Source organism: Myceligenerans xiligouense, from assembly GCF_003814695.1.
GTDB classification, from domain to species: domain Bacteria; phylum Actinomycetota; class Actinomycetes; order Actinomycetales; family Cellulomonadaceae; genus Myceligenerans; species Myceligenerans xiligouense.
Window position 1 is genome coordinate 3,640,303 of the sequence record NZ_RKQZ01000001.1, and the last position, 21,296, is coordinate 3,661,598.

The 21,296-nt window shown below is 70.4% G+C and carries 22 protein-coding genes; 13 read left to right on the forward strand and 9 right to left on the reverse strand.

The annotated features are described in order from the left end of the window. Positions 1–65 precede the first annotated feature (65 nt). Positions 66–1,613 carry a DNA recombination protein RmuC gene (locus tag EDD34_RS15930; RefSeq protein ID WP_123815442.1) on the forward strand — a complete coding sequence of 516 codons (1,548 nt, stop codon included), beginning with the start codon at positions 66–68 and terminating at the stop codon, positions 1,611–1,613. Continuing rightward, positions 1,610–2,635 (forward strand): hypothetical protein, encoded by a 1,026-nt coding sequence (locus tag EDD34_RS15935; protein ID WP_246012508.1) that lies wholly within the window; start codon positions 1,610–1,612, stop codon positions 2,633–2,635. Before EDD34_RS15930 ends, EDD34_RS15935 begins: the two co-directional genes overlap by 4 nt. 63 nt (positions 2,636–2,698) lie before the next feature. Here the strand turns inward: EDD34_RS15935 and EDD34_RS15940 are convergent, their stop codons facing one another. Continuing rightward, a complete protein-coding gene (locus EDD34_RS15940; RefSeq protein ID WP_123815443.1) occupies positions 2,699–3,721 on the reverse strand; it encodes a 4-hydroxy-3-methylbut-2-enyl diphosphate reductase in 1,023 nt (340 codons plus the stop codon). 178 nt (positions 3,722–3,899) lie between these two features. On the opposite strand from EDD34_RS15940, the gene xseA reads away from it, so the two are divergent. Beyond that, positions 3,900–5,156 (forward strand): exodeoxyribonuclease VII large subunit, encoded by a 1,257-nt coding sequence (gene xseA, locus EDD34_RS15945; RefSeq protein ID WP_123815444.1) that lies wholly within the window; start codon positions 3,900–3,902, stop codon positions 5,154–5,156. A gap of 183 nt (positions 5,157–5,339) precedes the next feature. Here the strand turns inward: xseA and EDD34_RS20750 are convergent, their stop codons facing one another. Together EDD34_RS20750 and EDD34_RS15955 are read right to left on the reverse strand one after the other, a co-directional pair. After that, positions 5,340–5,741: a hypothetical protein gene (locus EDD34_RS20750; protein WP_170177102.1), complete on the reverse strand. Its 402-nt coding sequence runs from the start codon at positions 5,739–5,741 to the stop codon at positions 5,340–5,342. 195 nt (positions 5,742–5,936) lie between these two features. Then, complete coding sequence (locus tag EDD34_RS15955) at positions 5,937–6,122, reverse strand: WCX domain-containing protein (RefSeq protein WP_211341614.1); 186 nt, start codon at positions 6,120–6,122, stop codon at positions 5,937–5,939. 340 nt (positions 6,123–6,462) lie between these two features. On the opposite strand from EDD34_RS15955, the gene EDD34_RS20755 reads away from it, so the two are divergent. From EDD34_RS20755 to EDD34_RS15970, 3 genes are read left to right on the forward strand one after another with little or no spacing between them, the layout of a single operon-like run. Beyond that, a complete protein-coding gene (locus EDD34_RS20755) occupies positions 6,463–6,732 on the forward strand; it encodes a hypothetical protein (RefSeq protein WP_170177103.1) in 270 nt (89 codons plus the stop codon). Between the two features lie 33 nt (positions 6,733–6,765). Continuing rightward, complete coding sequence (locus EDD34_RS15965; protein ID WP_123815447.1) at positions 6,766–7,287, forward strand: helix-turn-helix transcriptional regulator; 522 nt, start codon at positions 6,766–6,768, stop codon at positions 7,285–7,287. Continuing rightward, positions 7,287–7,955 (forward strand): nucleotidyl transferase AbiEii/AbiGii toxin family protein, encoded by a 669-nt coding sequence (locus EDD34_RS15970; protein ID WP_123815448.1) that lies wholly within the window; start codon positions 7,287–7,289, stop codon positions 7,953–7,955. Before EDD34_RS15965 ends, EDD34_RS15970 begins: the two co-directional genes overlap by 1 nt. A 73-nt stretch (positions 7,956–8,028) precedes the next feature. Here the strand turns inward: EDD34_RS15970 and EDD34_RS15975 are convergent, their stop codons facing one another. From EDD34_RS15975 to EDD34_RS15985, 3 genes are read right to left on the reverse strand one after another with little or no spacing between them, the layout of a single operon-like run. Further along, positions 8,029–8,688, reverse strand: coding sequence for a hypothetical protein (locus EDD34_RS15975; protein ID WP_123815449.1), 660 nt, complete (start codon positions 8,686–8,688; stop codon positions 8,029–8,031). After that, positions 8,685–9,032 carry a hypothetical protein gene (locus EDD34_RS15980; RefSeq protein ID WP_123815450.1) on the reverse strand — a complete coding sequence of 116 codons (348 nt, stop codon included), beginning with the start codon at positions 9,030–9,032 and terminating at the stop codon, positions 8,685–8,687. Before EDD34_RS15980 ends, EDD34_RS15975 begins: the two co-directional genes overlap by 4 nt. 49 nt (positions 9,033–9,081) lie before the next feature. Beyond that, positions 9,082–10,056 carry a helix-turn-helix transcriptional regulator gene (locus tag EDD34_RS15985; RefSeq protein ID WP_123815451.1) on the reverse strand — a complete coding sequence of 325 codons (975 nt, stop codon included), beginning with the start codon at positions 10,054–10,056 and terminating at the stop codon, positions 9,082–9,084. Positions 10,057–10,118: 62 nt separating this feature from the next. On the opposite strand from EDD34_RS15985, the gene EDD34_RS15990 reads away from it, so the two are divergent. Further along, entirely contained in the window at positions 10,119–11,261 is a 1,143-nt protein-coding gene (locus EDD34_RS15990) for an epoxide hydrolase family protein (protein ID WP_123815452.1), read from the forward strand. A 150-nt stretch (positions 11,262–11,411) separates the two neighbouring features. Here EDD34_RS15990 and EDD34_RS15995 read toward each other — a convergent pair whose 3' ends face one another. Both EDD34_RS15995 and EDD34_RS16000 read right to left on the reverse strand, forming a co-directional pair. Then, a complete protein-coding gene (locus tag EDD34_RS15995) occupies positions 11,412–12,170 on the reverse strand; it encodes a class I SAM-dependent DNA methyltransferase (RefSeq protein WP_246012510.1) in 759 nt (252 codons plus the stop codon). After that, positions 12,167–13,798, reverse strand: a complete 1,632-nt coding sequence (locus EDD34_RS16000) for an ABC-F family ATP-binding cassette domain-containing protein (RefSeq protein WP_123815453.1) — start codon at positions 13,796–13,798, stop codon at positions 12,167–12,169. The genes EDD34_RS15995 and EDD34_RS16000 overlap by 4 nt, the downstream gene beginning before the upstream one ends. A 100-nt stretch (positions 13,799–13,898) precedes the next feature. On the opposite strand from EDD34_RS16000, the gene EDD34_RS16005 reads away from it, so the two are divergent. The 4 genes from EDD34_RS16005 to EDD34_RS16020 all read left to right on the forward strand — a co-directional run bounded on the left by EDD34_RS16005 (position 13,899) and on the right by EDD34_RS16020 (position 17,328). Continuing rightward, complete coding sequence (locus tag EDD34_RS16005; protein WP_123815454.1) at positions 13,899–14,177, forward strand: exodeoxyribonuclease VII small subunit; 279 nt, start codon at positions 13,899–13,901, stop codon at positions 14,175–14,177. Then, on the forward strand, positions 14,174–15,121 hold the full coding sequence (locus tag EDD34_RS16010) for a carbohydrate kinase family protein (RefSeq protein ID WP_123815455.1): 948 nt from the start codon (positions 14,174–14,176) through the stop codon (positions 15,119–15,121). The genes EDD34_RS16005 and EDD34_RS16010 overlap by 4 nt, the downstream gene beginning before the upstream one ends. A 37-nt stretch (positions 15,122–15,158) precedes the next feature. Beyond that, on the forward strand, positions 15,159–15,818 hold the full coding sequence (locus EDD34_RS16015) for a carbonic anhydrase (RefSeq protein ID WP_123815456.1): 660 nt from the start codon (positions 15,159–15,161) through the stop codon (positions 15,816–15,818). A gap of 70 nt (positions 15,819–15,888) precedes the next feature. After that, positions 15,889–17,328 carry a class II fumarate hydratase gene (locus EDD34_RS16020; protein WP_123815457.1) on the forward strand — a complete coding sequence of 480 codons (1,440 nt, stop codon included), beginning with the start codon at positions 15,889–15,891 and terminating at the stop codon, positions 17,326–17,328. A gap of 156 nt (positions 17,329–17,484) precedes the next feature. Here EDD34_RS16020 and phoH2 read toward each other — a convergent pair whose 3' ends face one another. Continuing rightward, positions 17,485–18,861 (reverse strand): RNA 5'-3' helicase PhoH2, encoded by a 1,377-nt coding sequence (phoH2, locus tag EDD34_RS16025; protein WP_123815458.1) that lies wholly within the window; start codon positions 18,859–18,861, stop codon positions 17,485–17,487. A gap of 368 nt (positions 18,862–19,229) precedes the next feature. On the opposite strand from phoH2, the gene EDD34_RS16030 reads away from it, so the two are divergent. Together EDD34_RS16030 and nhaA are read left to right on the forward strand one after the other, a co-directional pair. After that, entirely contained in the window at positions 19,230–19,787 is a 558-nt protein-coding gene (locus EDD34_RS16030; protein ID WP_123815459.1) for a DUF1697 domain-containing protein, read from the forward strand. Between the two features lie 102 nt (positions 19,788–19,889). After that, positions 19,890–21,191, forward strand: a complete 1,302-nt coding sequence (gene nhaA, locus EDD34_RS16035; RefSeq protein WP_123815460.1) for a Na+/H+ antiporter NhaA — start codon at positions 19,890–19,892, stop codon at positions 21,189–21,191. Positions 21,192–21,296 lie beyond the last annotated feature (105 nt).

Below are 21,296 nucleotides of genomic sequence, written 5' to 3' on the forward strand. Positions count from 1 at the left end.
GTGAGATCGAACCTGGCGGGCGGGTCGGCGCGGTCGTGTCGGTCACTCGTGGCAGCCTTGGCGGCATGGACATCGGCTGGATCCTTCTTGCGCTTGCCGTCGGCGTGGTCGTCGGCTGGCTGTCTCGTGCCGTGCGCTCGTCGAAGGCCGTGCGCGACGCCGAGCTGGAGTCCGCCCGGCTGAACGCGTTGGCGGAGGCCGCCGAGCGCGAGGCGGTCATGATCCGTGAGCGTGCCGAGGCGGATGTCCAGGCGGCCCGCGACCGTGCCGTCGAGCAGGTCGCCGCGGCGCGCACCGAGCAGGAGCGGGCCGCCGAGCAGTTCAGGCTGCTCGCGGGCGAGGCCCTGGAGGCGAACACCAAGCAGTTCCTCACGCTGGCGGAGCAGCGGCTGAGCACCGCGACGGTGCGGAACGAGGAGCAGCTCGCCCAGCGCGAGCAGGCGGTCAAGAACCTGGTCGATCCGCTGTCCAAGGTGATGGACAAGGTGCGCGCCCAGGTCGAGGAGGCCGAGAAGGCCCGGGCCCAGGGGCACGGCCAGCTCACCGAGCAGTTGCGTCAGGTCGCCGAGGAGTCGGCGAAGCTGCGCAGCGGGACGAGCGACCTGGTGGCGGCGCTGCGCACGTCGGAGGTGCGCGGCGCGTGGGGTGAGCTGCAGCTCCGCCGCACGGTGGAGGCCGCGGGCATGCTGAACCGGGTCGACTTCACGGAGCAGGACGAGTTCACCTCCGACACCGGTGTGCAGCGCCCCGACATGGTCATCCATCTGGCCGGGGCCAAGAACGTCGTCGTCGACTCGAAGGTGGCGTTCATCCGCTATCTCGAGGCGCAGCAGACCGACGACGTGCACCGCCGGGAGCAGCTCCTCGACGCGCACGTGAAGCACATGCGCAAGCACGTCGACGAACTGGCCGGCAAGAGGTACTGGGCGCAGTTCGACGCGGCACCGGAGTTCGTGGTCATGTTCGTCCCTGCCGAGGCGTTCCTCTCGGCGGCGGTCGAGCAGCAGCCCGACCTGCTGGAGTACGCCGCGCGGAAGAACGTCATCCTCGCCACGCCCATGACGCTGATCGCGCTGCTGCGCACCGTCGCCTTCGCGTGGCGGCAGGAAGCCCTCGCCGAGAACGCGGCGAAGGTGCACCAGGTGGGCAAGGAGTTGCACTCGCGGCTGGTCACGATGACGGACCACGTCACGAGGATGGGCCGGTCCCTGGAGAGCTCGACCAAGAACTACAACAAGCTCATCGGGTCGCTGGAGCGCAACGTGCTCAGCTCCGCCCGCAAGATGGTGGAGCTCGAGGTCGTCGACCCCCGGGATGCGATCGAGGTGCCGCGCGAGATCGAGGAGATCCCGCGCCCCATCACCAGGTCCGAACTGCTCGCAGCCGACGAGGGCGGCGTCGTCGCGATCGAGAGCGCGCGCGACACCCAGGACGGACGCAAGCCGGACATCAGCGGTGACCAGGGCGGGACGGCGTCCGGGCACTCCCCCGACGCCGAGGAGCTCGACGCGGTCGTGGTCCAGCAGGTCGAGGTGACGGAACTCGCCACGAGCGACCAGCGTGCCCTGGCCAAGGTGGAGAGGACGAACCCGTCGCAGGCAGCCCGTAGATGAGCGTGGAGTCCACGCCCGCACCTCAGGCAGGTCCGCCCGTAACCCTCGACAGGGATCGCTCGAAGCCACTCCGCATCCTCGGTCTGCTCGCCCTCTGCGGCATCGGGGCCGAACTGCTCGCCGCCTACGGCGACAGCACCGGCGATCCCGGAGGCATCGCGTTCTCGCTGCTCTTCTTCGGCGCCCTCTACGGGGCTCCCGCGCTCCTGGCGCGGGATCTGGCCCGCCGCATCGGTGGTGGCTGGCCCGCCATGCTGCTCCTGTTCGCCGCCCTGGGCGTCGCCGAGGCCTGCCTGATCGACCAGGCGCTCTTCTCCGCCGACTACCAGGGCTACGAGGGGTGGGAGGAGACGCGGGAAGCGACTCTCGTACCCGTCCTCGGGCTGAGCGCTTTCAACGCCTACAACTTCGTCGTCGGGCACATCGTGTTCAGCTTCGGCGCTCCCGTCGCTCTCGCCGAGGCGTGGCGCCCCGACAAGGCGGCAGAACCCTGGCTGGGTCCGTTCGGCACCGTCGTCGCGCTCCTGGCGTACGGGGGAGCCGCATCGCTGATCATCAGCGACCCGGAGTCGCACTCGGCCGGCACGACGCAGCTCGCGGTCTCGGCCGTCGTGGTGGCCGCGCTGGTCATCGCGGGGATCGTGGTCGCGCGCCGGGCGGGCCACGGGACCCGCCCGGAGACCGGGCGACGCCTCCCGATCTGGGTGACGTTCACCGCTGCCCTCGCCCTCGCCGTGGCCGCGGGGCTCGCCGAGGAGACGTGGGGCGGGCTCGCCGTCGGTACGGCCGCCGTCGCGCTGACCGGGTTCGCCGTGCTCCGGGCAGCCCGGCTCCACGACTGGACGGTCCACCACGCCGCGGCGGTGGCACTGGCCTTCCTGGTGGTCCGAGGCGTCCTCGCGTTCACCTACTTCCCCCTGCTCGGGGACGTGGCGCCCGGCCCGAAATACCTCCACAACGCCGTCATGCTGGCGATCGTGCTCCTGGCCGGGTGGGCGGCACTACGGCCTCGCCCGACCTGAGCGGGCACGCCGGATGAGCGGTATCGCCCGCCCGTGGCCCCGGCCGGCCCGTCGTCAGGTGCGTCAGGCGAGCGGAAGCTGCTTGCGCGTCTCCTTGCGCGGACGGTCGTCGCCCTCGCCCGCTGCCTTGAGACCGGCCCGCAGCTCGCGGGGCAGGGAGAACATGAGGTCCTCGGTAGCGGTCCGCACCTCCTGCACGTCGTCGAACCCGCGCCCCTCCAGGAGCGTCAGGACGTCACGCACGAGGATCTCCGGGACCGAGGCTCCGGAGGTCACGCCCACGGTCGTCGCGCCCTCCAGCCACGCCTCGTCGATCTCCGAGGAACGGTCCACGCGGTACGCGGTACGCGCACCCGCCTGGAGCGCCACCTCGACGAGCCGCACCGAGTTCGACGAGTTCGCCGAACCCACGACGATCACGACGTCGCACTCCGGGGCGAGCTTCTTCACCGCGACCTGACGGTTCTGCGTGGCGTAGCAGATGTCGTCACTGGGCGGGTCCTGCAGGGACGGGAACTTCTCCCGCAACCGGCGAACCGTCTCCATGGTCTCGTCCACCGACAGCGTGGTCTGGGAGATCCACACCACCTTGGCCGGGTCGCGCACGACGACCTGGTCGACCTCGTCGGGCGAGTTCACCACCTGCACGTGGTCGGGCGCCTCGCCCGCGGTCCCCTCGACCTCCTCGTGACCGGTGTGGCCGATCAGGAGGATGTCGTAGTCGTCCTTCGCGAACCGGACGGCCTCCTTGTGCACCTTCGTGACCAGGGGGCAGGTCGCGTCGATGGTGTCGAGGCTGCGGGCCACCGCGGACTCGCGCACAGCCGGCGAGACGCCGTGCGCGGAGAACACCAGGCGGGCGCCCTCGGGCACCTCGTCGGTCTCGTTGACGAAGATCGCCCCGCGTTCGCTGAGGGTCTCCACGACGTACTTGTTGTGCACGATCTCCTTGCGCACGTACACCGGCGCCCCGTAGGTCTCCAGGGCCTTCTCGACGGCGACGACGGCGCGGTCGACGCCCGCGCAGTACCCACGGGGGGCGGCGAGGAGGACGCGCTTGGTCAGGGTGGACGTTCCGGAAGTCACACCGCCAGTCTATGGGCCGTCCAGCGGCGTCGAGGCCGGGCACCCGTGTGGCGTCGGCGACCCTTCTCACGATGGGCACGGCCGCCCCACGTCGCCACCATCACTCGCCCGCCCGGTGCCTGTGGACAACCGGCGCGCGGACACGCCGCATGTCGGTCACTCCGTGCAGGATGGTCCCGTGACCGATCAGACCGCCGCACCGCTACCGCTTCCCGAGAAGGCTCTCGACACGAGCGCGAGCCGCCCGTGGCCGGTGCGCGTGTTGTCGGACAAGATCAAGGGCTACATCGACCGCATGCCGCCGGTGTGGGTCGAGGGACAGGTCGTCCAGTTCAACCCGCGCCCCGGCTCGGGCGTGCAGTTCCTCACGCTGCGCGACGCCGACCGGGACGTCTCCCTGCCCGTCACGATCTTTTCCAGTGCGATGGCACGCCTGGCGAAGGCCCCGGCCGAGGGCGATCACGTCGTCGTACACGCGAAGCCCACGTTCTGGACCAAGCGCGGCACCCTGCAGATGCAGGCCAACGACATCCGGGCGGTGGGCGTCGGCGAACTCCTCGCGCGGATCGAGGAGCTCAAGCGGGTGCTGGGCGCCGAGGGCCTGTTCGATCTCGACCGGAAGCTGCCCCTACCGTTCCTCCCGGCCGTCGTCGGCCTGGTCTGCGGCCGCGAGTCCAAGGCCGAGCACGACGTCGTGGTCAACGCCCGTGCCCGCTGGCCGCAGGTGCGGTTCGAGATCCGCGAGGTCGCGGTGCAGGGCGTCAACGCGGTCCCCGAGGTGGGCCGGGCGATCCAGGAGCTCGACGAGCGGGACGACGTCGAGGTCATCGTCGTGGCCCGCGGCGGAGGCTCGGTCGAGGACCTGCTCCCCTTCTCCAACGAAGCGCTCGTCCGGGCCGCGGCGGCCTGCCGCACCCCCCTGGTGAGCGCCATCGGCCACGAGACGGACTCCCCGCTGTTCGACCTCGTCGCTGACCTCCGCGCCTCCACTCCCACCGACGCGGCCAAGTGCATCGTCCCCGACGTCTCCGAGGAGCGGCAGCGCCTGGCCCAGGCACGGCAGCGCATCCGCGGCGCGATGACGGCGCTTCTCGGCCGCGAACAGCACGGGCTCGACGGCGTCCGGTCGCGTCCGGTGCTCGCCGCGCCGCACAGCATGCTGGAGTCCCGGGAGCGGGAGGTCTCCCAGGCGATCGGGCACGCGCGGCACACCCTGAACGCGCTGCTGCTCCGGGCGTCGGGCGAGATCGGCCGGCTCGAGGCACAAGTGCGTGCCCTTTCGCCGGCGTCGACCCTGGAGCGCGGCTACGCCGTCGTCCAGCGGGCGGACGGTCACGTGGTCCGCGCACCCGGCGACGTCGCGGTCGGTGACGACGTCCGCGTCCGCCTGGCCGACGGCACCCTGGGCGCGGAGATCACCTCGGTCGGGCAATGAGGCGGCCTGCGGCCGCGGACGGCGCACCCGCCGCGCAGCGGAAACCTTGGCCGTCGGCACGCCCCCGGCCGATCCGCCAACAATGACCGCCCTCGGTCCCACCATCGCGCCGCTGGAACTCGCCGGACGCAAGCTACTCGCGCTTTTCGGGCGGGCCGAGGCTCGCGACTTCGCAGCCCAACATCAGGGACCGACGACGGGGAGAAACACAATTGCTGGCAGAATTACGAACAAGGTCACGGTCACTGCGACGAGGAACGTCGCGATGAATGCAGTAAGTGTGAGCAGGCCATGGCGATTCTGCGGCTTCGCGCCCATCGCTCCTCTCCCCCACATGTGATGTGGCGGAGCGTAGTAGACCGGCTTGACCTCGGAAGGCCCGATATCGACGGCCATCTCGGCCCTGCCGTAGCGGCGCAACCACCAGGCGGACATTTGAAGGCGATGCTCACCGGGAGGAATGGCAACGTCCTGTGTCCCTGCGCCATGCACCGGAACCTTGCGCCCATCGACAAGAAGTTGAGTCCCAAGAACTCCGAAATCCGATTGCACCGTGAGCCTCAAACGCGCACCTGACTCTTCCATAGACCATCGCCTTCCTACAGAGCGCACGAGGCAGAATAATAGAATGGCTCCGCGATCCAAACAAGAGCCTCCCGACCACAGGTTCACCCACGGGGACGGCGCCGAGAAGCCATCGTCTGCCGTCCCTCGCCGAGCTTCTTCGCGCACTGACCCGAAGCACGAGGCATATCAGTGTCGGCGTGCTGCCTGTGCCACTCATGCCCGGTGGCCGGGTGTGAACGCGCTGCCCGCCGCTCGGCGGAACCTGTCGGCGAGCCGGCCGAACGCCGCCGCGAGCCCGTCCCCCTCGATCACCTCGATGTCCACACCGAGCTGCGTCAGCCACGGCGCGAGCTGATCCGGGTCGTCGGACCCCAGCTCGACCCGGCACGAGGCGTACAAGGTCTGGTACGGCCACCCGTACCTCCCGGCCCGGCACGCGGCAGCCCTCAGTAGCGAGCTGGCCCTTCACAAGGACCTGTACATCGACAACTGGCTCGACGACTTCCGGACCGGAGCCGAGCCCCTCAAGGACGTTCCGCCCTTCTCCTATTTCGACCCACGGGTGATGTTCCGCATTGGGGAAAACGCCGCTTGGGCCGAGATGGCAGCCGAACGCAGTATGCACGTCTCCGATCTCTTGGAACACGGACGCCTCCCACACCAGGCGCACCTCTCATGCCTCTACGACCAACTGGTCATCGTCGCGTCGATCTCAGCGGCAGCGGATTCCCTTCACGACATGCCCGACCTCTACGCCGGCCTCGAAGAGCCCGAGCCCCGCAAAGTTGAGGACGACGACGAACCCAGCGGCTTCGAACTCGACGACCGAGACATCTGGGAAAACCTGGAGGAGTGGCTCCTCGCATCGAGCCGCTACCCGATCGGAGACTTCCTCGACCCCCCGGCAGCCTTCCTGCCCGTAGCGATCCAGGAACATCACCCGTTCACCTGGTTCGACTCATCGGCCCTGGTTACCAATCCTGGTGCAGATGCCGATGCGGCAGCATAGACGCGAGGTATCCGATCGGATACAGTCATGTCCATGACTCGTGGAAACCTGCTTCAGGAGGCCCGCGTGGCGGCAGGCCTGTCCCAGGCCGCCCTGGCGGCGCGGGCAGGAACGTCTCGGACGACCTTGTCGGCATACGAACACGGCCGGAAAACACCGGCGCTGTCCACGGCGGAGCGGATCGTCGCCGAAGCGGGGTTCGACCTGGCCCTGCAACCGCGTGTCGAGTTCGTCGAGCATCCCGGCGGGCGGGGGCGCCCGATCCTGGTACCGACGGTCCTGCCGCGACTGAGTGCCGATGTGGCCTTGGCGACCGTACGACTACCGCTGCACCTGAACTGGTCCGATCGTGGCCGAGCGTTCGACCTGCGCAACCGGCGCCAACGCGCTCGTGTCTACGAGATCGTGCTACGCGAGGGCCGTCCGGAAGACATGCTCACCTACATCGACGGGGTACTGCTTGCCGACCTGTGGGACGAGCTTGTCCTGCCCCGGCCAGTACGTGCGGCGTGGGAACCGCTAGTAGTGGGCGCGACGGCCGAGAAGGCGGCGTGATGGACGGCGCACTGACGCCGTTCCAGATCGAGGTGGCGCGGCTGTTCTTCAGGCTGCCCGCCTCCGCCGGATACACCGTGGCCGGCGGGGCAGCGCTGATCGCCTCGGAACTCATCGACCGCCCCACCGAGGACCTCGACCTGTTCACCCACGGACGCCAGACAACGATCGCGCCCGCACGAGAAGCGTTCCTCGTTGCGCTCGATGCCCGAGGCTGGGAGGCGACGTCCGTGCAAGACGGCGTTACGTTCTGCCGCCTGATCGTCGGTAACGGCACGGACGACGTCGTCGTCGACCTGGCGGTCGACACACCCCCGGCCACTCCGCCGACGATGACCGTCCTTGGCCCCACGCTGGCGCCGCTGGAACTGGCGGGACGTAAGCTGCTCGCACTCTTCGGCCGCGCCGAGGCACGCGACTTCGCCGACGTCTACGTCCTGGCTCAGCGATTCGGAACCGACGCGCTGCTGGCCCAGGCCGAGGCCGAGGACCCTGGCTTCGACCGTGCGATCCTGGCCCAGATGATCGGCAGCCACCAGCGGTTCACGGACGACGAGATCCCCGCACCACCTGGCGAGGCCGACCAGCTGCGCGACTTCTTCACCGAATGGCAGCGCGCGCTCAGCAACAGTCCCGCACCCTCGACGGAATCAGCGAAGGGCGACTGAACCGGCATCTCCACCGCACAGTTCGGTGCCGCACGCCAGAAGGACAGACTCGCCGGAGCCACCGGGATCGGGCTCAGGAACCGCCGCCCCCAACTGGCCCTCGCCAATCGAGCGTCTCAAGTGCCGTGTGGGAACGGACCTGGTCGATGAGGTTCCGTGAGCCGCTGACGCGGGTGGCCGTCAGGTCGTAGTCCGTCCACACGAACCAGGAACGGTCCACGGGCCACCAGTTCGACGGGCTCAGCTCCCACTGGGGCAGTCCGTCGGAAGTGAGACTAGCTACCTGCGACAGCGCGCCCTTCAAGACCGTCGGACGGTCATAGTTGTTGGCGGGCACCATGCCGAAGTACGCGAAGCACTGGGCGCTTGGTCCTGAGACTGCGGTCAGGATCTCCAGTAGCGCCGCGCGTGACTCACCGTCGAATGTGCCCTCTTCGATACACACGTCGGGCCAACGCTGGTCCTTCAACAGGTGCATAGCATTCGGAGGCCACCGAGCCATGCCCTGGAGCGCCGTCAGGTCCGTTTCAACGACGTCACGCCATCGGCAGCGCGCACGTGGACCCTGCTCCGGATCGCGGGTATCGAGCGGAACGGTCAGGTCATGCAGGATCCACGTGTCGTCCTCCCAACCCGTCGCGTCCATCCCACACAGATCACCGTCCTCACGAACCTCCGCCGGGATCCATGCCAGCGCCGCCTGCGGGTCCTCGACACGTTGGAAGCCGCTCACCGGTACTCCGCCGTGACCTCGATGGGCCCGACGATGTTCGCGTTGAGCTCCTCCAGGTCCTCGGCCGGGATCCAGTACTCGAGAATCGTCCGCCCGCCGACCTGCTGGACCACGTACCGGTCCAGGAACTCCCGCGCGACCTCGAACCTGGTCACGTACCCGGCACCCGAGTGCTTGACGTTCCAGTCCCGGGCGATCCGCGTCGCGTAGTCCTCGTTCAGCACGGGATAGAAGATCGGCTGGTCCGCCGGCCGCGGCGGCCACGCCCGCCAGCCCGATGCCTCGACCAGCGCCAACTCCTTCGGCCCGGTCGGCCGCCACAACGTCACCGTCTGCGCACTCATGAGCCCAATCCTGGCTGCACGGCATGCCGCGAGTCACGGGCAATCGGCTTCAGGCCCGGTGGCCGGGTGTGAACGCGCTGCCCGCCGCTCGGCGGAACCTGTCGGCGAGCCGGCCGAACGCCGCCGCGAGCTCGTCCCCCTCGATCACCTCGATGTCCACACCGAGCTGTGTCAGCCACAGCGCGAGCTGATCCGGGTCGTCGGACCCCAGCTCGACCCGGCACGAGGACTCGTCGACCGCCTCGATCTCGAGCGGGGTGAGGATCCTCGCGGCGACCTGGGCGGCGGGAGCGTGCACGAGCAACCGGGCACGATACCTCCAGGCCGCCTTCGTGACCCGGCCGACGACGTACTCGACGACCTTGTCCTCCGGGATCACGCGCGCCCGGAACCGCGCACCCGTCGGGGCCCGCGGAGCCATGCGGTCGACACGGAAGACCCTCCAGTCCTCCCGGTCGAGGTCCCACGCGAGCAGGTACCACCGCGCCCCCCAGCTCACCAGCCGCTGCGGTTCGGTGTGGCGCACCGACTCACCACCTCCGTGCTTCGTGTACCCGAACCGGAGCCGCTCGTGGGCGCGGATCGCGGCCGCGACCACACCGAGCACGGAAAGATCCAGCGGCGGGGCAGCCCCGGGGACGACACTCGTCACCTCGCGCACCGCCTCGACACGCCGCCGCAGCCGCGAGGGCAGCACCTGCTCCAGCTTCGCCAGCGCCGTCAGCGAGGTCTCCTCGACACCGAGCCCACGGGTCGCGACCGTGCTCAGCCCGACCGCCACAGCGACCGCCTCGTCATCATCCAGCAACAACGGCGGCATCGCCGTCCCGGCAGCCAGCCGATACCCACCCGCGACACCAGGACGCGCATCCACGGGATAACCGAGCGACCGCAGCTTGCCGACGTCGGCCCGCACCGTCCGCGAGCTCACGCCGAGCCGTTCGGCGAGCTCGGAACTCGTCCAGTCGCGCTTGACCTGGAGCAGCGACAGCAGTTCGAGCAGACGGGCAGAGGTCTCCAACATGTTCTCGATCATTCCAGCTATCGCGGAAGGGAATCTGCCGCAATGGCTGGAATGTTGAGGTCATGACCGAGAACAAAGAACTCACCCCGTTCCGCATCGACATCCCGCAGGCCGACCTCGACGACCTGCACCGCCGGCTCGCGGAGACGCGCTGGCCCCACCCCGTCCCCGGCCGGGACGACCCCACCGACTTCAGCCGTGGCATCCCGCAGGCGTACCTCGAGGAACTCGCGGACCGCTGGCGCGACGGGTTCGACTGGCGCGCCCACGAGGCGGCCTTCAACGAGTACGAGCAGTTCACGACCGGGGTCGACGGCCAGACGTTCCACGTCGTGCACGTGCGCTCGGCGAACCCCGAGGCCATCCCGCTCGTGCTGAACCACGGCTGGCCCGGATCCTTCATCGAGTACCAGCGCCTGATTCCGCTGCTCACCGACGACTTCCACGTCGTGATCCCGTCGCCGCCCGGCTTCGGGTTCTCGACTCCGCTGTCGGGAACCGGCTGGGAACTGGCGCGGACGACGGACGCCTACGCCGAGATCATGACGCGGCTCGGGTACGAGCGGTTCGCGGCACACGGCAGCGACATCGGCGCGGGGACCACCGGCCGTCTCGCGGCGATCTACCCGGAGCGGGTCATCGGTACGCACATCGCCTCTGACGGACAGACGCTCGGGCTGGTCGGCGAGAAGTTCCCCTACCCCGACGGCCTGTCCGACGACGAGATCGCCCAGATCGAAGTGGTACGCGCCAGAGGCGCGGCCGATCGCGGGTACTACGAGATGCAGAACCACCGCCCCGACACGATCGGCGCGGCCCTCGTGGACTCGCCTGTCGGTCAGCTCGCGTGGGTCGCCGAGAAGTTCAAGACCTGGACCAACAGCGCGTACCAGACGCCCGACGAGTCGGTCGACCGCGACCAGCTCCTCGCGAACATCAGTCTGTACTGGTTCACCCGCAGCGGCGCGTCGAGCGCCCAGTTCTACTACGAGGCCGAGCACTCAGGACTCAACTGGCTCTCGCCGTCCAGCGTGCCGGCCGGCTGGGCGGTGTTCGACACCCACCCACTGATGCGCCGCACGATGAATCCGGGCGACGTGATCGGCCACTGGAACGAGTTCACCGAGGGCGGCCACTTCCCCGCGATGGAGGAGCCCAAGCTGCTCGCGGACGACATCCGCGCCTTCTTCCGCGGCATCGGCTGACCCCTCACGGGCAGCGTCGCGATCGACACCCGGCAGGCCGCGCTCTCTCTCAGAGCCGGCCTGTCGGGCACCCCGAGAGCGCGCCCGCCCCGGTACGGGCCCCGCGCGCGCCCTGGACTCCCGCATCGTGGCGCGCGGTCACACACGCCCTCACAGCGCGCGAGCGACGAACAGCCAGCCCTTCCCCGGCGCGTACGCCAGATCGCGCACTTCGACACGACCGAATCCGCAGGCGTCCAGGGAAGCCGCGACCTCGTCACGCTCGCGGAACCGCAGGGTGGACACCGCGGTGACCTCGGTACCGTCGGGCAGCCGGGTGGTCGAGGTGAACGTCACCAGTGGCAGAGCCACGTCGTCGAGCCGCATCCATTCCTCCACGGTCCCCAGGCCCGGAGCGTCCGTGCGGGCGAAGGTCCGCTCAGGGGTCCAGGACTCCCAGGCCCGGCGCTCCGGGACCCGGGTCTCGAAGGCGAGCGTCCCGCCGGGACGCAGTGCGCCCCGGACGGCCGCAAGGGTCTCTTCCCAGGCCGTGTCCGTGGTGAAGACCTGGGCGACGTTGGCCGTCATGGTCACGAGGTCGGCGTCGCCGGGTGGGAGCGCCGTGGCGTCGCCGTGCACCCAGCGGACGACGTCGGCCCCGGGCTTGCGCCGCGCCACCGCGAGCATCTCGCCCGCGGGTTCCACGCCGATCACGTCGATCCCGCGTTCCATCGGGCGCAACGCGAGAACGCCGGTTCCGCAGCCGACGTCGATCACCGTGCGGGCCCCGACCTCGCCGGCAACGGCGACGTACATGTCCAGGTCGCTGCGATCGGGGTCGAGGACGTCGTACAGGCTCGCCACCACCGGATGGTCGAACTCGTTGGCCGGTCCGCCCCCGGATCGGGCGGGCCCGCTCGCGCCGTTCACCGCGCCCGCTCCACGCGCCGCTCGTCCCAGACCGGTTCCGGGGTCTCGCGCACGACACCGTCGGAACCGAACACCAGGTAGCGGTCGAAGGAGCGCGCGAACCAGCGGTCGTGGGTCACGGCGAGAACCGTTCCCTCGAACGCCTCCAGGCCTTCCTGCAGCGCCTCGGCCGATTCCAGGTCCAGGTTGTCGGTGGGCTCGTCGAGCAGCAGCGCCGTGCAGCCGGCGAGTTCGAGCAACAGGATCTGGAAGCGCGCCTGCTGTCCGCCGGACAAGCGGTCGAACGGCCGCTCGGCGGCAGTACTCAGTTCGTAGCGGCGGAGGCGCGACATGGCCTTGCCGCGGTCCTGGGCGTGCTCCGTCCACAGGATGTCGAGCAGGGTGCGCCCGAACAGCTCCGGGTGTGCATGGGTCTGCGCGAAGTGCCCCGGCACGACGCGCGCGCCGAGCTTCCAGGTGCCCTCGTGCGCCACCGGCTCACCGGCCAGCAGCCGCAGGAAGTGCGATTTGCCCGACCCGTTGGAACCGAGCACGGCTACGCGCTCACCGAAGAAGACCTCGAGGTCGAACGGCTTCATCAGGCCCGTCAGTTCGAGCCGGGCACACGTCACCGCGCGCAGGCCGGTGCGCCCGCCGTGCAGGCGCATGGTGATGTCCTGCTCGCGCGGCGGCTCGGGTGGCGGGCCGGCCTCCTCGAACTTCCGCAGGCGTGTCTGCGCGGCTCGGTACCGCGACGCCATATCAGGGCTGTTCGCCGCCTGCTGCCGGAGGGTGAGCACCAGCTTCTTGAGCTGCGCGTGCTTCTCGTCCCAGCGCCGGCGCAGCTCCTCGAAGCGCGCGAACCGCTCGCGCCGCGCGTCGTGGAAGGTCTCGAACGACCCGCCGTGCACCCACGCGTCGGCCCCGGCCGGGCCCGGCTCCAGGGAGACGATCCGGTCCGCCGCACGCGCGAGCAGCTCCCGGTCGTGGGAGACGAACAGCACGGTCTTGCGGGTCTCGCGCAGCCGCTCCTCGAGCCAGCGCTTGCCCGGAACGTCGAGATAGTTGTCCGGCTCGTCCAGCAGGAGCACCTCGTCGGTGCCGCGCAGCAGCGCCTCCAGCACGAGCCGCTTCTGCTCCCCGCCCGAGAGCGTACGCACCGCGCGGAACTGCGCGCGCTCGTAGGGCACACCGAGCGCCGCCGTCGTGCACACGTCCCACAGGGTCTCGGCCTCGTAGCCGCCCGCCTCGCCCCAGTCCGCGAGCGCCTGCGCGTAGGCCATCTGCACGTCGGTCGGGTCGACGTCCTGGTCCGCCGCCATCATGGCGTGCTCGGCCTCGTCGACGGCTCGGGCGGCGTCCCGGACGCGTGGCGCGGCGACGGAGGCGAGCAGGTCACGCACGGTGCTCTCGTCCCGGACGGACCCGACGAACTGCCGCATCACGCCGAGGCCACCGGTGACGGTGACGCTGCCGCCGTCCGGGAGGAGTTCGCCGGTGAGGAGCCGTATCAGCGTCGTCTTGCCCGCGCCGTTGGGGCCGACCAGTGCGGTGGCGCTCCCCTCGCCCACCCGGAACGAGACGTCGCCGAGGAGCGCCCTCCCGTCGGGGAGGTAGTACTCGAGGTGTGCGGCTTCGAGGTGGCCCATGGGCTCATGGTCGCGGTTCGTGCCCGCGAGACCAAGCGGATATCCCCTGCCTGTGGACAAGGTCCCTCGGATGTCGGTGACGTGTTGTTGACTGTTCCTCGTGAACACCGACGCCAAGAACATCGACGCACCCGATGTCGCCGGCCTGTCCTACGAGCAGGCGCGTGACGAGCTCGTCCGCGTGGTCCAGCGTCTGGAGGCCGGCGGGGAACCGCTGGAGGACTCGCTCGCGCTGTGGGAACGGGGAGAGGCCCTGGCCACGCGGTGCCAGGAGTGGCTGGACGGCGCCCGCGAACGTCTCGCGGCCGCACAGGCGGCGTCGGGTGATCGCACCGGAACATCGACGACACCGACGAACGACAGCGAGGTCACCGAATGAGCAGCCACGTTCTCGCCGTGGGCGAGGCCCTGGTCGACGAGGTCCATCGCCCGGACGGCTCCGCGGCGGAGCATCCGGGCGGCAGCATCGCCAACGTCGCCCTGACGCTCGGGCGCCTGGGCCGCGACGTGCGGCTCGCGACGTGGCTGGGCCGCGACGGGCGTGGTGACGCGGTGCGCGCCTGGCTCGCGGAGTCGGGTGTCGCGCTCGCCGACGGCAGCGACGGGGCGGAACGTACGAGCGTCGCGGTCGCGACGCTGGACGACGGCGGCTCGGCCACCTACGAGTTCGACCTGACCTGGCAGGTCCCGGAGCGGACGGCGGCCGGTCCGGACACGCTGGCCGTGCACACGGGTTCGATCGCCGCGGTCCTGGAACCGGGGGGCGGCCAGGTGCGGGCGCTGGTCGAGGCGGCGCGCGCGACGTCGACCATCACGTACGACCCGAACGCTCGTCCGGTGATCATGGGCTCGGCAGATGCCGCGCGCGAGCGGATCGAGGGCCTTGTCGCCCTGGCCGACGTGGTGAAGGTCAGCGACGAGGATCTCGGGTGGCTGTACCCGGGCCAGGACCCGATCGAGGCGGCCCGCGCGTGGCAGGGCACCCTGTCCGGCGGGGTGGCCGGGGGCCGAGGCCCCGCTCTCGTCGTGGTGACCCAGGGCGGCGAGGGGGCGGTGGCGCTCACGGCCGGCGGCGGCGACGTCGAGGTGAAGGCTCCGTCCGCGCAGGTGGTGGACACGGTCGGGGCCGGGGACTCGTTCATGGGCGCCTTGATCGACGGCTTGTGGGGCCACGATCTGCTGGGGGCTGAACGCCGGGACGCGCTGCACGCCATCGCGCCGGACGTGGTGACCGCGGTCCTGGAGCGGTGCGTGGCGGTCGCCGCGATCACGGTGTCGCGCGCGGGCGCCAACCCGCCGCGTCGGGCGGAGCTGGACGGATGACCGAGACACGAGCAGGTACGACCGAGGAGCTGCACGCATGACCGACATCGAACGGCTGACACCGCAGGAGGCCTGGAAGCACCTGCGCACGGGCAACGACAGGTTCGTGAGCGACGTGCCCGCCCATCCGTCGCAGAACGCCGCCCGGCGGGCGGAGCTGCAGGCGGCCCAGCATCCGCACACCGTGATCTTCGGCTGCTCGGACTCGCGTGTGGCCGCGGAGATCATCTTCGACCAGGGCCTGGGCGACGTGTTCGTCGTCCGGACCGCGGGGCACGTGCTCGACACGACGGTGATCGGCTCGATCGAGTACGGGGTGGACGTCCTGGGTGCGTCGCTCGTGGTGGTGCTGGGCCACGACTCGTGCGGCGCCGTCGCGGCGGCCGCGCACACGCTGGCCACCGGCGAGCAGCAGGGCGGGTTCGTCCGCGCCGTCGTCGACCGGGTGATCCCGTCGATCGTCAACATCACGTCGGGTGACCCCGGAACCGACATGGCGGCCCTGTCGGACCCGGACGTGCTGCGCCGCGAGCACGTGAAGCACACGGTGGGGATGCTGCACGGGTACTCGGCAGGGCTGGCCGCGGCGGTCGCGGAGGGTCGTTGCGCCGTCGTCGGCGTGGAGTACGACCTGTCCGACGGCGCTGCGCGGTTGATCCACGTGCTCGGGGACGTCGGGGAGAACCCCGACTCCTGACGGGCTCACGGGTGACACGAGTCACGAGTTCGGGTGCGTCGCGGGGGCGAGGCTGCGGCACGATAGGGCCATGAGTTCCGACACCGCCGTCCCCGCGCCGTCCGGCGCCGCCGAGGAGACCGAGTACCGCATCGAGCACGACACGATGGGTGAGGTCCGCGTCCCGAAGGACGCCCTGTACCGCGCCCAGACGCAGCGCGCCGTGGAGAACTTCCCGATCTCCGGAACGCCGCTGGAGCGGGCCCACATCGAGGCGCTCGCCCGGGTCAAGAAGGCCGCCGCCCAGGCCAACGCCGAGCTGGGCGTGCTCGACCAGGACATCGCCGACGCGATCGTCGCGGCCGCGGACCGTGTCGCCGCCGGTGAGTTCGACGCGCACTTCCCGGTCGACGTGTACCAGACCGGCTCGGGCACGTCGTCGAACATGAACACGAACGAGGTGCTGGCCACCCTCGCCACGCAGGCGCTGGGCAAGGACGTGCACCCGAACGACCACGTCAACGCGTCCCAGTCGTCGAACGACGTGTTTCCCACGTCGGTGCACGTGGCCGCGACGTCGGGCATCGTGAACGACCTGGTGCCCGCGCTCAAGCACCTCTCGGACGCCCTGGCCGCGAAGTCCGGGGAGTTCGCGGAGGTCGTCAAGTCCGGTCGTACGCACCTCATGGATGCCACGCCCGTGACGCTCGGCCAGGAGTTCGGCGGCTACGCGGCCGCGGTCCGGTACGGCATCGAGCGCGTCGAGGCCGCGCTCCCCCGCGCCGCCGAGGTTCCGCAGGGCGGCACCGCCGTCGGGACCGGCATCAACACGCCGGCCGGGTTCCCGCAGCGGGTCATCGAGCTGCTCGCGCAGGACACCGGCCTGCCGATCACCGAGGCGCGCGACCACTTCGAGGCGCAGTCGGCGCGCGACGGGCTCGTGGAGCTGAGCGGCGCGCTGCGCACCATCGCCGTGTCGCTCACGAAGATCTGCAACGACCTGCGCTGGATGGGCTCGGGCCCCAACACCGGCCTCGGCGAGATCGCGCTGCCGGACCTGCAGCCCGGGTCGTCGATCATGCCGGGCAAGGTCAACCCCGTGATCCCGGAGGCCGTGCTCATGGTGGGCGCCCGCGTGATCGGCAACGACGCGACCGTGGCCTGGGCCGGGGCGTCGGGCACGTTCGAGCTCAACGTGCAGATCCCGGTCATCGCCCAGGGCGTGCTGGAGTCGATCCGCCTGCTGGCGAACGCGTCGCGCGTGCTCGCGGACAAGACGGTCTCGGGGATCACGGCGAACGTCGAGCGCGCCGCCGCGCTGGCCGGGTCGTCGCCCTCGATCGTCACGCCGCTGAACCGCGTGATCGGCTACGAGGCGGCCGCGAAGATCGCGAAGCACTCGGTGGCCCGCAAGCTCACCGTCCGCGAGGCCGTGATCGACCTCGGCTTCGTGGAGCGGGGCGAGATCACCGAGGCGCAGCTCGACGAGGCACTCGACGTCCTGAAGATGACCCGTCCGCCGGAGGCCTGACACTAAGAGGGTTGGTTAGCCTTACCTAAGATGCTAGCCTTCCCGCGCAGGACGCACACAGAAGAGGCGCACTACCGGACTCGCGGGGCTGGGGGGCTTCCGTCCGGGAGTGCGCCTCTTCGCCGCGCCCGTCTCAGCGGGGCGAACTCTCCGCGCTCACACCTCGAGCTTCTCCAGCATGTCGGTCACCAGTGCGGCCACCGGCGACCGCTCGGACCGGGTCAGCGTCACGTGCGCGAACAGCGGGTGCCCCTTGAGCGCCTCGATCACCGCGGCGACGCCGTCGTGCCGGCCGACGCGCAGGTTGTCGCGCTGCGCGACGTCGTGCGTGAGCACCACCCGCGCGTTCTGGCCGATCCGGGACAGCACCGTGAGCAGGACGTTCCGTTCGAGGGACTGCGCCTCGTCGACGATCACGAAGGCATCGTGCAGCGACCGCCCGCGCACGTGCGTGAGGGGCAGCACCTCGAGCATCTCGCGGCCGATCACCTCGTCCACGACGTCCTTGGAGACCAGCGCCTCCAGGGTGTCGTAGACCGCCTGCCCCCACGGGTTCATCTTCTCGGCCTCCGTGCCGGGCAGGAAGCCGAGCTCCTGCCCGCCCACGGCGTAGACCGGCCGGAACACCACGACCTTGCGGTGCCGGCGACGCTCGAGCACCGACTCCAGGCCGGCGCACAGCGCGAGCGCCGACTTCCCGGTCCCCGCCCGCCCACCGAGGGAGACGATCCCGATCTCCTCGTCGAGGAGCAGGTCGATCGCGACGCGCTGCTCGGCGGAGCGCCCGTGCAGCCCGAACACCTCCTGGTCGCCGCGCACGAGCCGCAGGCGCTTGTCCGCGGTGACCCGCCCGAGCGCGGAGCCTCCTGGGGCGTGGACGACCGTGCCGGTGTGCACCACCAGCGGCCCGGCCGCCTCCACCGTCGTGGGGTCGAGGGCGGTCAGGTCGAGGCTCTCGGACTCCCACAGCTCCGACATCTGCTCGTCGCTGACGTCGAGCTCGCGCATCCCGGTCCAGCCGGACTCGACGGCGAGCTGCGCGCGGTACTCCTCCGCGGCGAGCCCGACCGCCGACGCCTTCACCCGCATCGGCAGGTCCTTCGAGACCACGGTCACGTTCGCGCCCTCGGCGGCCAGGTTGGCGGCCACGGACAGGATGCGGGTGTCGTTGTCACCGAGCCGGAAGCCCGCGGGCAGCACGCTCGGGTCGATGTGGTTGAGCTCGACACGGAGCGTGCCGCCCGTGTCACCCACCGGGACGGGCGCGTCGAGGCGGCCGTGCTCGACGCGCAGCCCGTCGAGCATGCGCAGGGCGCTGCGGGCGAAGTAGCCGAGCTCGGCGTGGTGGCGCTTGGACTCGAGCTCGGTGATGACCACGACGGGCAGCACGACGTCGTGCTCGGCGAACCGGAACATGGCCCGTGGGTCACTGAGGAGCACCGAGGTGTCGACGACGAAGGTGCGGCGATCGCCTCCGGCCGAGGCGTCGTCCCCGGCCGTGTCGATCTGGGAGGTGGCGGTGGTTCCGGTCATGGCATCTGCTCCCTCCGGCGCCGAAGCGCCTCGCAGCCGCGTCATCGATCACGAAGCTGGTGGATGAGCGGTCGGCCCGCCCCTGGCGCACGACACCGTGGCGCAGGGTCGGGATCGACCCTCTCCACGGAGCAGTAACTCCATAGGTGGCCTCCCGAAGGACGACTGGGTGCCGTCCTTGTCCGTGAACGTACTCCGCCGTGGAACTTCCGGCCAGCCCCTGACCCGGCCGCGTCGCCAGATGTCACAAACTGTTCACATCTTTGTAACTTCTTGGCCTCAAGGCCAAGAAGTAGTCAAGTCTTGTTCGCCAGAAGAGTCTCGCCTCGACGGTGGCGTCCGTCGGATCGATCCGACAAGATATCCGGATGGCTGCATTCGTCGTCCTGCTCCGGGGGGTGAACCTCGGGCCGAACCGCCGCGTCCCTGCCGCGGACCTGCGCGGCGCCGCGCTCGACGCCGGTTTCGCCACCGTCCGCACCCTGCTCAACAGCGGAAACGTGGTCCTCACCACGGGAACCTCCGGAGCCGAACGACCGGACGACGTCGCCCGCCTCCTCACGAGCCACCTGGCCGAACGGGTGGGCACCGAGATCCCCGCCATCGCGCTGACCGCGGACCGGCTACGCACGATCGCCGCGGCGAACCCGTTCCCCGCCGCCGCCCGTGACGACCCGTCGCACCTGCAGGTGCACGTGCCGTTCGGGACGGTCGACGAAGCGGGCATCGCCCGGCTCGACCTCCACCACCCCGGACGCGAGCACATCGGCGTGGCCGCCGGCGTCGTCTACGTGCACTACGTCGACGGGATCGGACGCTCCAAGCTCACCACCGCCACGCTCGACGGGGCGGCGGGCACCCGGCTGACGGCTCGCAACTGGAACACGATCACACGACTCGGAGAGATGCTCCGGGATCTCTCGTGACGAACGCCACGCCTCCCCCGGAGCGAACCACCGTACGGGGCAAAGGCAGGTTACAGGTAGGGTTGTAGCGCTGGATCGCACCCCGGGAACGAAGGAGCCTGCGTGACCACATCCGCCCCTGTCGAGGCCCCAGGACCCGTCCAGAAGTTCCGCAGATGGATCAGCCGGGAGACGACCGGCGGGGCCCTTCTCATCGGCGCGGCGGTCATCGCGCTGCTGTGGGCCAACTCGCCGTGGCTGGCGTCCTACGAGGCGCTCGCCGGGACCACCGTCGGTCCCGCCGAACTGTTCGGTCTTCCCGTCCACCTCGACCTCACGCTCGCCGACTGGGCCGCCGACGGCCTGCTCGCGGTCTTCTTCTTCGTGGTCGGTGTGGAGCTCAAGCACGAGTTCGTCGCGGGCAGCCTGCGCAGCCCCCGGGAAGCCGGCGTCCCGATGATCGCCGCCGTGGGCGGCATGGTGCTGCCGGCGCTGCTGTTCGTGGGCATGATCTTCGTGTTCGGCGCGGGCGACCTCATCCATGGCTGGGCCATCCCGACCGCGACCGACATCGCGTTCGCCCTGGCGGTGCTCGCCGTCTTCGGCAAGGGCCTGCCCCTGGCGATCCGCACGTTCCTGCTCACGCTCGCCGTCGTGGACGATCTCCTCGCGATCATCGTCATCGCGGTGTTCTACACGGAGGAGATCCACTGGTGGCCGCTCCTCGCCGCCCTCGCCTGCGTGGCCCTGTTCGGCTGGCACGTCCGGAGCAGGAAGCCGCAGTGGTGGGTCCTGGTGCCGCTGGCGTTCGTCGCCTGGGCGACCATGCACATGTCGGGCGTGCACGCCACGGTGGCCGGCGTGCTGTGCGGATTCATGGTCCCGGCCGTCCTGATGCACGGCGAGTCCGACACCCGGACACACGCCTACGAGACGAGGATCCGGCCGTGGTCGTCGGGCCTCGCGCTGCCGATCTTCGCCTTCTTCTCCGCGGGCGTGTCACTCGTCGCCGGTGACGGCCCGGCCGCCATGCTGGGCCAGCCTGTCGTCCCGGCCATCGTGGTCGGCCTCGTCCTCGGCAAGATCATCGGTGTGCTCGGCACCACCTGGCTCGTGACCCGCGTGACACCGCTGCGCCTCGCGGCCGGCATCGGCGTGCGGGACCTGCTGCCGGTGGGGTTCCTGGCCGGAATCGGTTTCACGGTGTCGCTGCTGATCAGCGAGCTGTCGTACGGCGACGCCGAGCATGCCGACGGCGCGAAGATCGCGATCCTCATCGGGTCGATGCTCGCCGCCGTCCTCGGTGCGCTCACGCTCCGCTGGGACGTCCGCCGCGCCAGGACGGCCGACATGAACCTCGACGGTGTGGCCGACGACGTGCACGACTTCATCGGCGACGAGAACTACCAGCGCGAACACGGCTGACGGGCGCGGGCCACGACGCCCGCACCCGGACCGGCGACGCCCGGGGGTACGACGAACAGCCAGGTGGTACGACGGGACGGACCGCGTCGTACCACCTGGCTGCGC